The organism is Argonema antarcticum A004/B2, from assembly GCF_023333585.1.
GTDB lineage: Bacteria > Cyanobacteriota > Cyanobacteriia > Cyanobacteriales > Aerosakkonemataceae > Argonema > Argonema antarcticum.
Window position 1 is genome coordinate 29890 of sequence record NZ_JAIQZN010000029.1, and the last position, 12353, is coordinate 42242.

General features: G+C 46.1%; 11 protein-coding genes. 7 read left to right on the plus strand and 4 right to left on the minus strand.

The window, feature by feature from the left end:
- Window positions 1-60 precede the first annotated feature (60 nt).
- Window positions 61-660 (minus strand): response regulator, encoded by a 600-nt coding sequence (locus LAY57_RS14535; protein WP_338022417.1) that lies wholly within the window; start codon window positions 658-660, stop codon window positions 61-63.
- An 823-nt stretch (window positions 661-1483) separates the two neighbouring features.
- Here LAY57_RS14535 and lipA point away from each other — a divergent pair.
- Both lipA and psaX read left to right on the plus strand, forming a co-directional pair.
- Window positions 1484-2431 carry a lipoyl synthase gene (gene lipA / locus LAY57_RS14540; RefSeq protein WP_249067497.1) on the plus strand — a complete coding sequence of 316 codons (948 nt, stop codon included), beginning with the start codon at window positions 1484-1486 and terminating at the stop codon, window positions 2429-2431.
- A gap of 129 nt (window positions 2432-2560) precedes the next feature.
- Entirely contained in the window at window positions 2561-2701 is a 141-nt protein-coding gene (gene psaX, locus LAY57_RS14545) for a photosystem I protein PsaX (protein WP_249067498.1), read from the plus strand.
- 142 nt (window positions 2702-2843) lie between these two features.
- Here the strand turns inward: psaX and LAY57_RS14550 are convergent, their stop codons facing one another.
- The gene (locus tag LAY57_RS14550; protein WP_249067499.1) at window positions 2844-3755 is read right to left on the minus strand and encodes a branched-chain amino acid ABC transporter permease; all 912 of its coding nucleotides are present in this window, start codon (window positions 3753-3755) and stop codon (window positions 2844-2846) included.
- An 81-nt stretch (window positions 3756-3836) separates the two neighbouring features.
- Between LAY57_RS14550 and LAY57_RS36515 the strand changes: the two genes are divergently transcribed.
- Both LAY57_RS36515 and LAY57_RS14555 read left to right on the plus strand, forming a co-directional pair.
- Window positions 3837-3935, plus strand: coding sequence for a DUF4160 domain-containing protein (locus tag LAY57_RS36515; protein ID WP_420839088.1), 99 nt, complete (start codon window positions 3837-3839; stop codon window positions 3933-3935).
- A gap of 229 nt (window positions 3936-4164) precedes the next feature.
- The gene (locus LAY57_RS14555) at window positions 4165-4359 is read left to right on the plus strand and encodes a heavy-metal-associated domain-containing protein (protein ID WP_249067500.1); all 195 of its coding nucleotides are present in this window, start codon (window positions 4165-4167) and stop codon (window positions 4357-4359) included.
- Between the two features lie 225 nt (window positions 4360-4584).
- Here LAY57_RS14555 and LAY57_RS14560 read toward each other — a convergent pair whose 3' ends face one another.
- Window positions 4585-5475, minus strand: coding sequence for a carbohydrate ABC transporter permease (locus tag LAY57_RS14560; RefSeq protein WP_249067501.1), 891 nt, complete (start codon window positions 5473-5475; stop codon window positions 4585-4587).
- An 18-nt stretch (window positions 5476-5493) separates the two neighbouring features.
- On the opposite strand from LAY57_RS14560, the gene purN reads away from it, so the two are divergent.
- The 3 genes from purN to LAY57_RS14580 all read left to right on the plus strand — a co-directional run bounded on the left by purN (window position 5494) and on the right by LAY57_RS14580 (window position 11222).
- A complete protein-coding gene (gene purN / locus LAY57_RS14565) occupies window positions 5494-6150 on the plus strand; it encodes a phosphoribosylglycinamide formyltransferase (RefSeq protein ID WP_249067502.1) in 657 nt (218 codons plus the stop codon).
- A gap of 64 nt (window positions 6151-6214) precedes the next feature.
- The gene (locus LAY57_RS14570; protein WP_249067503.1) at window positions 6215-7177 is read left to right on the plus strand and encodes a protochlorophyllide reductase; all 963 of its coding nucleotides are present in this window, start codon (window positions 6215-6217) and stop codon (window positions 7175-7177) included.
- 544 nt (window positions 7178-7721) lie between these two features.
- Window positions 7722-11222, plus strand: a complete 3501-nt coding sequence (locus LAY57_RS14580; protein ID WP_249067504.1) for a two-partner secretion domain-containing protein — start codon at window positions 7722-7724, stop codon at window positions 11220-11222.
- Window positions 11223-11550: 328 nt separating this feature from the next.
- Here the strand turns inward: LAY57_RS14580 and LAY57_RS14585 are convergent, their stop codons facing one another.
- Complete coding sequence (locus LAY57_RS14585; RefSeq protein ID WP_249067505.1) at window positions 11551-12339, minus strand: calcium-binding protein; 789 nt, start codon at window positions 12337-12339, stop codon at window positions 11551-11553.
- Window positions 12340-12353 lie beyond the last annotated feature (14 nt).

Here is a 12353-nt window from a genome sequence, read left to right on the forward strand (position 1 = left end):
AAAATACGCCTAGCAGCATCCCGCTACTAGGCGTATATAATCGGCTTGAAACGGTAGCTACTACTTCTTCATCTTCTGGAGAAAACCCATAATTTGCTGGTTTTGTTTCTTCAAAGCATCTATCTCAGCCTGCATCTTAGCCATTTGCTGTTTCAGAGCTTGGATTTCCCCTGCTGCTGCTCCATCGCTCGCTGCTGCGGCAGCACCTGCGGCAGGTGCTGCGGCAGGTGCTGCGGCAGGTGCTGCGGCAGGTGCTGCTTTAGCCGCACCTGGGACACTCGCTCGCGGTTTTTTCGATTTCTCCTGCGCCGTTTTCAGAGCTGCCATCAGTTGCTTTTGGTCAAACGGCTTGGGCAGAAACTCAAAAAACTCAAATGGTTCCGCAATTTCTTTAGTAACTTCGTCTTTACGACCTGACATTACCACTAAAGGAATCGTCCGCAGTTCTGGTTGTTTTTCAATTTCCTGAAAAACTTCCCAACCACTTTTTTTGGGCAGGATGAAATCCAACATAATCCAGTTCGGACGTTCCTTGCGGATTAAGTTGAGTCCTTCTACACCATCTTTGGCTTCGATAATCTCAAACTTAGCCGCAGGCAACATATCTTTTACGGTTTTTCGGATGACTCCGCTATCGTCAATAACCAGGATTTTAGGCACGACCGATTCCTCTGGCGGGGACTGTAACTTTCTTCTAGAACTAATGCTATCGAGTGGGCTTCTTCACCGCGCCGCACACTGCTGCGCTAACACGGTTTGGAGTTTTTTGTTTTGTCGGCTGTTTGGTACGGACAGACTTTATTGTAGCCTTACAACCGACCCAGGTAGACACGATGGAATCCAACGAGTTTCAATCAACCATATTAGTCTTTTTTGAGCTTGACACGAACAGTGTTTTACTTATCCAAAGTAAGTATATAGAAACCCCCTAGACTCACAAGCCTTAATCTCAGTACCGACAATGAAATTGTCTACTACGACTAATATATCTATGTCTATGCACCGATCCTACCAGTTCCTTGCCTACCCAAGTAGCATTTTCTCTGAGATGAGCGTAAGGACAGCCCAGGGTGTGGTCATAAGTAGTTGGTTGAAACGAAAAGCTTTTCTTCTGGGCCTTGTCCCCCTTGTCCTCCTTGTCCCCCTTGTCCTCCTTGGGGTGTGGTCATAAGTAGTTGGTTGAAACGAAAAGCTTTTCTTCTGGGCCTTGTCCCCCTTGTCCTCCTTGTCCCCCTTGTCCTCCTTGTCCCCTACATCACCAACGGGTTTTGACCACACCCTCCTCCTTGTCCCCTACATCACCAACGGGTTTTGACCACACCCGACAGCCCAGGCGGAGTACCCTGGCCTAGATTTTAGGTGCGGTTAGAGTCCGAGGCGGCCTTCTAAACATAATGCCAGTTTAACTAAAGCTCTACAATTTGAAGCACAGCAATTTTAAAAGAGCCGGTAGCCTGTTTTAAAGTATAAGTACTTATCTCCTATGCCTTCTGAAGCTCATCCAACTGCCCTAACCCCAAAAGCGCATTCCCAGATGCGATCGGAAATTGAGGCTATGCCGCCTTGGTTGCGAAGTCGAGGGATTGGCAAAGCTAGCGAAATCTCTACGGTGCAGCGCATTATTAAGCAGCGCCAGATTCATACGATTTGTGAAGAAGGGCGCTGTCCTAACCGAGGCGAGTGCTATTCCCAAAAAACGGCAACTTTTCTGTTGATGGGGCCGGTTTGCACTAGGGCTTGCGGTTTTTGTCAAGTGGATAAAGGTCACGCGCCTATGCCCTTAGACCCCCAAGAACCCCAAAAGGTGGCAGAATCGGTGCAGTTGCTGGGTTTGCGCTATGTGGTGCTGACTTCGGTAGCGCGAGACGATTTGGCGGATGGGGGAGCGGGCTCTTTTGCGGCGACGATGCAAGCTATTCGCCAGCTGAACCCCCAAACGCTTATTGAGGTGCTGACGCCAGATTTTTGGGGCGGACAGGGTGATGAGCGGCTAATGCCGGAGGAAAAACAGCGCCAACGGGTTGCTATGGTGGTGAAGGCAAATCCAGTTTGTTACAACCACAATGTGGAGACGGTGCGACGGCTGCAAGGCCCGGTGCGGCGGGGGGCTAAGTACGATCGCACTCTTGCTGTTCTCCAGATCGTCAAAGAACTTGACCCCACAATTGCTACCAAATCGGGGTTGATGTTGGGACACGGGGAAACGGAAGCCGAAGTAATTGAGACAATGGCGGATTTAAGGGCGGTGGGGTGCGATCGCATTACCTTGGGTCAATATATGCGTCCTTCCCTAGAACACCTGCCAGTGCAAAAGTACTGGACGCCAGCAGAATTTGACAACCTGGGTGCGATCGCACTCAAAATGGGCTTTGCCCACGTTCGTTCCGGGCCACTCGTCCGCAGCTCCTATCACGCTGGTGAAACCGTTTGAGAGAACCTGCGTTAAGGTTCGTAACTTGGGGTATAGCTGCCAAACCTGTAAATCTTTCTCGCAGGTTATGCTATTGGGGATCGATTTTTGGTATGTGTTAATCAAGTCACAAAATTAGGAGAATGCCCTATGACTACTAAAGCTACGAAAACTACTGGTGCTACTCGTCCTTCCACAACACCCCCCTACCCCTATCGCACAGGCTGGTTCCTGTTTCTGTTAGCTATCAACTTCCTGGTGGCAGCCTATTATTTCCACATTTTGGTATAGTTTCGACGATTTGACCGGATGGGGACTTACCCACTGTTCCGAAAGAAACCGGGTTTCTGGACTGAGATCGATCGCCTAAACGACTTATTCTCCTAAAGAAACCGGGTTTCTGCGTAAATCCTACCGATTTTATTAGTGCTGTTCACAGCGTGCCTTTGAACAAACCTTGGGGACGGACGAGCAGCACTAATACCATAATTAAAAGTGCTACAGCCAGCTTGTATTCGTTGCCAATGGCTAGCCAGGGAAGGTTGAGGGATTCTGCTAATGCGGTTGATAGGTAGGGTAGCAGTTCTTGGGCGATCCCAATTATAAAGGCACCGGCGATCGCACCGTAAGGGTTACCAATGCCACCCAGAATCACAGATGCAAACATCGGCAGAATTAAAAACCAGCCCATATTTGGCCGCACGGCGGTGATCAGTCCATACATACCGCCACCAAACGCCGTTAAAGTGCCAGCAATCACCCAAGTCCAAATAACGACGCGATCGACATTGATGCCAGTCACGCGGGCTAAATCGACATTATCCGCCACCGCCCGCATCGCCTTACCGATTTTGGTATTCTCCAACAGCAAGTGCAGCCCCACAATTGCCAGTATTGCTAAAATTACGACCACGATGCGGTAAAAAGCTACTTTGACGCCCAGGATGTCTATAGCTGAGGCAACTGGCAAATCATAAGACTGGTTTCCACCCCCCCAAATGAAGATAATCCCGTTGCGGATAAACAAGGCGAGTCCGATCGAGATGATAATTAGAGTGGTGGAAGTGGCGCGGCGCTCACGCATCGGCGACCACAGCAGCTTTTCCGACAGCAGCATCCCCCCCACCGTTCCTATTGCCCCTAAAATTAGAGCCAGCCAGATATTTACCCCACTCGTATTAGCTAACCAGGTGAGATAAGCTCCCAGCGTCATAAAATCACCGTGAGCAAAATTGGAAAGTCGCAATATTCCATAAGTCAGCGTTAGCCCGACAGCCGCCAGGGCAATAATACTGCCCACGGCAATACCATTCGCAAGTAATTGTGCAGTTTGTTGCAGATCCATAAAACAAAATGAAATACTCTAAAAAGAGATTTGGGGAATGTCTGTATAATGCCTTAAATTAGCCGTTTCTTTGGCATCATCATTTCAATGTACTATAACGACCATCCGCCACCGCATTTTCATATTCGATATAGGCAGCAAAAAGGTATAAGCTGCTACGCATTTAATTTGTATGTTTAGCGGGAGTGGGAGAGTGGGGGAGTGGGGGAGTGGGAGAGGAATTGAAGGTTTGATTGCCGGATTAGAAATATCCGAATTAGATGCGTGTTAGCTTAGCCGGTTGTAGGGAGCGTCACACCCCCAAAATTTGCAAGACGATCGCTAATTTTATCGCTCTGACGCACCCTACTTAATGTAAATAGCAACTTGCGTTATTATCCAATTTGTTATCAAACACAAGGAGAATTTCATGGCATTAGAATTAAAAGTTCCTAGTATGGCTTGTTCTGCCTGTGCAGATACAATTACTAAAGCAGTCAAAAAAGTCGATCCAACTGCTGAGGTGCAAGCCGACACCAAAACTAAAATTGTCAGTATCCAAACGCAACAGCCCGAAACAGAAATCAGAGAAGCGATCGCCCAAGCTGGATATCCAGTTGGCTAAGTAGATCGGCATAATTAAACGTAAAACAGTTACATCCTTAGAAACCGGGTTTCTCCAAAAAACCCAGTTTCGTATTCTTATTCTTATCTGCGTTTATCTGCGTACCCTGCGGTAAGGCTGCGCCTACATCATTCTTCATCTGCGGTTAAAATTTAACCAACGATGACAACAGAAAATTTACCGATATCGCTCATTGGGTTTTCCATTAAAAAATCCCATAAAAATTCATTTTTCCTCACCCCAAGTACGCAATTGTAGATAAACCAAAAATAAGGTTACCACCAACAATAACGTTGCTGCTGCCGCTGCATAGCCAAAGTCAAACTGAGCAAATGCTTGGTCATAAATGTAGTAAACCAGCAAATTGGTAGAGTTCAACGGCCCGCCGCCAGTGATGACGTAAACCTGCTCGAAACTCCGCAGTGTAAAAATCACAGTAGTGACAGTGGCAAATACTATAGTAGGTCGCAATCCAGGCAGGGTAATATGCCACAATTGTTGCCAGAAATCGGCTCCATCTAACTCAGCTGCTTCGTAAAGTTGCTGTGGAATTGCTTGCAGTCCTGCCAGAAATACCACCATATTAAAACCCAGCTGCTTCCAGGTACTCAATAAAATCAGCACAGGCATCGCCCAAGTTGTGCTACCTAACCAAGGAATGGGTTGAATTCCAATCAAATTAAGGAGGGCGTTGACTGGCCCTTCGGTTTGAAACAGCCAGCGAAATCCCAATCCAACTGCAACTAGGGATGTGATTGAGGGAATAAAATAAGCAGTTCGCAGTATTCCCCGCCATTTTACGGTGCGGTTTAAAAATACGGCTAATCCTAACGGGATAACTAGACTGGGAATGACGGTAGCGATCGCAAAATAAGCGGTATTACCCAGAACTTGCCAAAAATCAGGGGTCAGCAGTAAGCGCCAGTAGTTTTTCAAACCTACCAGACGAGTGCCAGCTTGAGTGAAGTTACCGGCGGTGAAACTAAGGTAAAACAGGTAAGCGATCGGCCCCAGGACAAAAACACCCAGTAAAATGAGTGCTGGAGCTAAAAAAGTCCAGGCGGCTCGCTCGTCGTTATCCAACCAAGATTTAGCATATACTTTTGGCCTGAGCAATTTTTCCTCCCAGCTGCCATGACTGCGAATCCAATACCAGCTAATTCTACCCCTAGCTTGATTTCACCCGATGTTCCTTGCTCTAGCATCCCAAGCTTTCCCTTAAAATTGGGGATAATGGCTTCTGGGAACGGTAGTAATTTTGAGGCAGTTGCCGAAGCGATCGCATCTAAACGACTCAACGCCCAAATTCAGGCCGTAATTTACAATAATCCCGGTGCAAAAGTGGCAGCAAGAGCCGAACGCTGGGGCGTTCCCTCAGTCCTCATCAATCACCGGGATTATCGCAAGCGCGAAGATTTAGATGCCAAAATAGTCGAGATTTTCCGACAATTCGGCGTCGAGTGGGTAATTATGGCCGGTTGGATGCGAATTGTCACCCCCGTATTAATTGATGCCTTTCCCAACCGAGTAATTAATATTCATCCCAGTTTATTACCTAGTTTTAGGGGTGCAAAGGCTGTAGAGCAAGCCCTTGCCTCTGGTGTAAAAATTACTGGCTGTACCGTTCATCTAGTTGTCCCAGAAGTGGATAGCGGCCCAGTTTTGATGCAGGCAGCGGTGCCAATATGGGCGGATGACACGCTGGATACTTTGCACGATCGCATCCAAGTTCAGGAACATATCATTTTACCGAGAGCGATCGCCCTAGCCGCAACTCAGCAGCAGATGTAATCAAAATATTTAATCGTGTGAGATCCTAGAAACAGTCAACGATGGTCAATAGAGTTTGAGCAAAATGGAACAACCACGGAAGTCAACAGTCGTAATCACAGGTGCCTCATCAGGAGTCGGCTTGTATGGTGCAAAAGCACTTGCCCAAAGGGGATGGCACGTGGTAATGGGCTGTAGAGATTTAGAGAAAGCACAAAAAGCCGCCGAAACAGTAGGAATGCCCCAAGGCAGCTACACTCTAATACATATCGATTTAGGCTCCTTACAGAGCGTTCGACGGTTTGTAGAGAACTTCAGGGCACGGGGCCTGACCTTGGACGCTTTAGTGTGCAACGCCGCAATTTATATGCCCTTATTAAAAGAGCCCTTGCGAAGCCCAGAAGGCTACGAATTGACTGTGACCACGAATCATCTAGGTCATTTCCTCCTCTGCCAGATCATGCTGGAAGACCTGAAAAGATCGTCGTATAGCGATCGCAGACTCGTCATTTTAGGAACCGTCACCCACAATCCAGACGAACTGGGCGGCAAAATTCCCCCACAGCCAGACTTAGGAAATCTCGATGGCTTTGCAGCAGGATTTCAACAACCGATATCAATGATTGACGGCAAAGAATTTGAACCCGTCAAAGCCTACAAAGACAGCAAAGTCTGCAACATATTGACAGTCCGGGAACTGCATCGGCGCTATCACGATTCAACAGGCATCACTTTCACATCTCTCTATCCCGGATGCGTTGCCGAAACGCCCCTATTCCGCAACCACTATCCCCTATTTCAGACACTCTTCCCATTGTTCCAAAAATACATCACAGGAGGGTATGTCTCTCAAGAATTGGCAGGCGAAAGAGTTGCAGCAGTAGTCGCCGATCCTGAATATAGACAATCCGGTGCCTACTGGAGTTGGGGGAATCGCCAGAAAAAAGATCGTAAATCATTTGTTCAAAAAGTCTCTCCCCAAGCACGCGATGATGAAAAAGCTGAGCGTATGTGGGAAATGAGCGCCAAGCTAGTTGGACTTGCGTAACGGGACACCGACAGTGAATTATAAGCTGCTCCGCATTTAAATCGAATAAAGAGACGGGGCTTGTATGCCCATCCCACCAGAATCTCAGAAATAGTAAAATTAGATGCGTAGCAGCTTAGCAAAGTGCAAGGTCAGCCGTGTTGAGTGCTGAGTACAGCGGTTTCTAACTCCGTGTAGTACAGTAGCAGCAATAAGTAAACCAATTTTCAATAAGCTAACACGCATCTAATTCGGATATTTCTAATCCGGCAATCAAACCTTCAATTCCTCTCCCACTCCCCCACTCCCCCACTCTCCCACTCCCGCTAAACATACAAATTAAATGCGTAGCAGCTTATCTTTAAGGTCTCAAAACCAAAACGGGGAAAGTAATTATGGCGTTTGGGTTGAAACCTGTGGCTCCGGTACTGTGGAAGCGCGAAAACTTTTGGCTTTACGGTATGGTCGAACCTTTGAGCGCTTGACATTTTTGCCAGGAATATAACCAGCCTAATAACCAGGGATTTGATAACATCAACAGTCTGCTGATGGCATTGGAGGTAAAATGAAGCAAATTTGTTTTTTGTATTTGAGATTATGGCTAGTATTTTTATTAAGTCTTTGGGGATGGATTGAATTTTTTAGGAGTAATACTTTAGCCCAAATTATACCCGATCGCACCCTCGGTGTAGAAAGCACAATTGTCACGCCCAACGTCGATATCGACGCGATTCCTACTGACAGAATTGATGGCGGCGCGATTCGCGGCAACAATCTCTTCCACAGTTTTCAAGAATTCAATATCGATGCAGGAAAAGGAGCTTATTTCGCCAATCCAGACGGAATTGCCAATATTCTCAGTCGGATAACTGGCGGTAATTCTTCCAAAATATTCGGGACTTTGGGAGTTTTGGGTAATGCCAACTTATTTCTTATTAATCCCAACGGCATTATCTTTGGGCCGAATGCTCGTCTGGATTTGGGCGGTTCGTTTTTGGCGAGTACGGCAAATAGCTTAATATTTGATAATGGATTTGCTTTTAGCACCAATAATCCACAAATTCCACCGCTGCTAACCGTAAATGTTCCCATTGGATTGCAAGTTGGAGAAAATCCGGGAAGTATTATGAATCAATCCAAATCTCCTAGCAGCAGCGGAGTATCTGTCGGTTTGCGAGTTCCGCTCGGTCAAGACATAATTTTTGCAGGCGGGAATGTAGCATTACAAGGTGGAGGTTTACTGGCTCCTGGCGGACAAATTGAAGTAGGTGGATTGCTGGAAGCGGGAATAATGGCTTTGGAAAGTAATAACAACAATATGCGCTTGCGTTACCCGGATGGGGTGGCGCGAGGGGATATATCTCTGACAGAAGATGCTACTATATTTGTTGGTGGTATTGGCGGTGGAAATATTGCGATTAATGCGCGTAATTTAGAAATTTTGGCAGGCAGCCAAATTGCAGCGGGAATACTTAAAGATAAAGGTTCGCCTGAAACTCAGGCGGGCAATATTGAGATTAATGCCACAGATAGAGTGCTAGTAGATAATAGTGTAATTACTAACACGATCGCAGATGGAGCAACTGGAAAGGCGGGAGATATATCGATCGATACTGGTTCTTTGAGCGTTACTAATTTAGGAATAATAGGTTCTGTTACTTTTGGAAATGGAGATAGTGGTAAAATAATTATCCATGCTAGAGATGCAGTTTCTATTTCTGGAGTCAATGAAGAAAATAATAGCGTAATATTCACGACCGTTAACAAAGGGGCAGTCGGCAATACAGGGGATATCGAAATTACCGCTAAGTCTCTTTCCATAACTGATGGCGCAGGATTGCTGACTGCAACCGAAGGACAGGGAGATGCTGGCAATGTCAAGATACAAGTTAGCGATACTATTTTTATATCAGGCGTAACACCAACGGGAATACACGCTGATAGTTTATTTTCAGAATCCGGTAAAGCGGGAAATATTGAGATTGTTACTGGATCTTTTTCTGCCAATAACGGCGCTCAATTAACTACAGCAACTTATGGGCGGGGAGATGGCGGCAATATCAACATTCAAGCTAGCGGTGCGGTTTCTTTTGAGGGGGTAGAAAATTCGCTAGCGGGAGCATACTCTTTGGCGGCGGGTGGAATTCCGCAATTTGGATTAACATCTGAAGGTAAAGCGGGAAATATCACAATTACAGCGTATTCTGTATCATTAACAAATGCAGCTAGATTATTCACCTCTTCTAGTACGGAAAAGGGATCTGGAGATATTGTTATTGATGTTGCTGATTCTGTGTTTGTCGGTGGAGGAGCAGTTTTGCTGACTTCCGGATTCGGTTCTGCCAATTCTGGTAAAATTATTATTAAAGCTGGGAATACAGTTTCTTTTGATGGTGCGGGAAATAGTTTTAAGGGGATTAACAGTGAAAATTTCCCTAGCGAAGTTCTCTTAACGGGAAGTATTCTTGGTGCGCCTTTAACCAGCGGGGTATATGCTACTGTAACACCCGTACCTTTAGTAATTCCTAACAGCACTGGTAAAGGGGGAAATATTGAAATTACGGCCCGATCGATCTCTGTAACAAATGGCGCTCTCTTGTCTACCAGCACTCTGGGGCAAGGGGATGCGGGGGATATAATTATTAAAGCTACCGATCGTGTTTCTTTTGATGGTTCGGCACCTGTTTCTTTTACACTGCCAGAAGGAGGTTTGATACCCACTCCCGGTACAATAAGTCGTCCTATATCTGGCGCAATTAGCGATGTGGGAGCGGTGGGAAATATAGTGGGTGGCGGCAAAGGAGGAGATATAATAATTGAGGCCCGATCGCTTTCGGTAACAGATGGAGCGCAACTATCAACTTTAACTGCTGGAAAGGGAAATGCAGGTAATATTTATATTACTACTTCAGATAGTGTTGATATTAGCAGAAGCGATCGCACATTACCCGAATCTGGCGGTTTGTTAAGCAGTACCGAGAAAGGTGCAGAAGGCAAAGGCGGGGAGATTAATGTTACTGCGAGAACTCTCCGAGTTGGTGATGCTTCGGTGTTGAGTGCGAGAACGCGAAGCGCATCTAGGGGTGGCGATATCAATGTGCAGGTAGACAATCTCGAAATTACTGGTGGAGGACAAATTCTGACTACTGCTTTTAGCAGCGGCAATGCGGGTAATATTGTTGTCAATGCTAATGATGCAGTTACTATTTCTGGTAGTATGCTTGGCAATATATTTCCTACTAATGATGGTTTTAATAGCGGGGTTTTGGTGCGATCGCAACAAGTGGAAGCAGGCGCGGGAGATGCAGGTACAATAGAAATTAATACTCCCACTCTAATTTTAAATAACAAGGGAACTCTTACAGGTGCAAGCGCTTCCGTTAATGGGGGAAATATTACTTTGCAAGTGCCAGATTTAGTGGTGATACGCGACAACAGTACGATATCTGCATCTGCTGGAACTGCACAAGCGGGTGGAAATGGGGGCAATCTTACTATTAATACCGATATTTTAGCTGCTTTGAGAAATAGCGATATCACTGCCAATGCTTTCGAGGGTGATGGCGGCAGAGTTAATATCACCGCAGAAAGTATTTTTGGCACAGAGTTCCGATCGCAAGAAAGCGATCTCAGCGATATTACCGCCAGTTCTACGTTTGGTCGTCAGGGAGAGGTGAATCTGAATATTTCTGATGTTAATCCTTCTGAGGGATTGGTCGAATTGCCCACAAATTTTGTAGATACAGATAGTTTAATTGCTCAGAATTTTTGTAGATTGGGAAGAACAAGTCAATTTACCGTTATCGGACGTGGCGGTTTGCCACCCAGTCCCGCAGAAGTGCTTTCTGGCGATGCGATTCGAGTTGGTTTGGTCGATGCTGTTTTGCCTACGGAAAGTCATCCCAATGCAAGCCTGAAAAAACCGCGAATTCGCCCTACCAATCCGCCAATTATAGAAGCGCAAGGATGGATTATTAATGATAAAGGTGAGGTGATTCTTACAGCTGACAATCCCAGTGCGATCGCAACTCGATTTGCTTCGCAAATTTTTGCTGATTGTCGTTAGTTATCAGTCATTGGTCATTGGTTATTGGTTATCGATCGTTGGTCAGATATTGCGTTTGGTGTTGAAAGCCCGCCTGCAATTCAAATCGCAGCGTCATAGCGAAAGCCCTACCAAGAGACAAATATGTATAGCAACCGCCAGGGCGATTAAGCCAACTCCAACTGTTACATGAAGTCCATAATCCCTTACGGAGTAACGTCTTCCCTCTTCCCTCTTCCCTAGCCCCTAGCCCCTAGCCCCTAGCCCCTAGTCCCTAGCTATAGTAGCACAGCGTCCGAGATATTTTGGACTAGAGAATAAGGTTATTTATGCCGTGCTACTACACAAGTTAAACATCCGGTACAGAAAAGATATGTCCCTGAACGTCAGTCGGTAACGCATTAACAACAAACCCCAAAGGAGTACCGCCATTAATTTCAATAGCAGTGCCGCTGATAATGCCATCGCGATTGGGATCGACATCTACACCTGTTAGCAACTCAAATATTTCCACGATAAACTCAACACTCAAACCGAGACCTGCTAACAACGGATTGTTAAGTGCTTCAGCAATGGGTAAATCTTGTTGTCTGATTACGACATTTGCTTCTGTCAGTCCGCCGGTAATGCCAATGCGATCGCTAAATTTATTGAAATCTAAAATTAAATCCGCACTCTTCTCTCCCTCAATTAAAACTGTGTCCGTCCTCAATATAAATAAATCGCTGCCAGCACCTCCTGTGAGCAAATCCGCACCAAAATCACCGATGAGAACGTCGTCACCGTCTTCAGCCATTAAAAGATCGGAATCTTTACCACCTCGAACCGTATCGTTTCCTATACCTGCATAAATTAAATCTTCACCTATGTTACCGTTGAGCAGATCGTTGCCATCATCTCCCATCAAAACATCTTGACCTTTACCGCCTTGTAGAAAATCATCTCCACCAGCGCCAAAAAGGTAGTCGTTGCCAAGATTCCCGTTCACAATTTCCGCAACTTGGGAACCTTGAATAGTATCGTTGCCATCAAGCGCACGCAGTCCTCTCGGCAACCCAGCAAGCAATCCTGGGGTTATTAAGAAATCGTCATCCCCGAAACTTAGGTCATAAAAACCATCTGGAGTTGGCCCTGGCATTGCTATATCCTTAA

Bases quoted from the DNA above. Each gene is read 5' to 3' on its own strand.
- psaX (WP_249067498.1), top strand. From the start codon at position 2,561: ATGACTACTAAAGCTACGAAAACTACTGGTGCTACTCGTCCTTCCACA.
- LAY57_RS14555 (WP_249067500.1), top strand. From the start codon at position 4,165: ATGGCATTAGAATTAAAAGTTCCTAGTATGGCTTGTTCTGCCTGTGCA.
- LAY57_RS14570 (WP_249067503.1), top strand. From the start codon at position 6,215: ATGGAACAACCACGGAAGTCAACAGTCGTAATCACAGGTGCCTCATCA.
- lipA (WP_249067497.1), top strand. From the start codon at position 1,484: ATGCCTTCTGAAGCTCATCCAACTGCCCTAACCCCAAAAGCGCATTCC.
- LAY57_RS14585 (WP_249067505.1), bottom strand. From the start codon at position 12,339: ATGCCAGGGCCAACTCCAGATGGTTTTTATGACCTAAGTTTCGGGGAT.
- LAY57_RS14550 (WP_249067499.1), bottom strand. From the start codon at position 3,755: ATGGATCTGCAACAAACTGCACAATTACTTGCGAATGGTATTGCCGTG.
- purN (WP_249067502.1), top strand. From the start codon at position 5,494: ATGACTGCGAATCCAATACCAGCTAATTCTACCCCTAGCTTGATTTCA.
- LAY57_RS14580 (WP_249067504.1), top strand. From the start codon at position 7,722: ATGAAGCAAATTTGTTTTTTGTATTTGAGATTATGGCTAGTATTTTTA.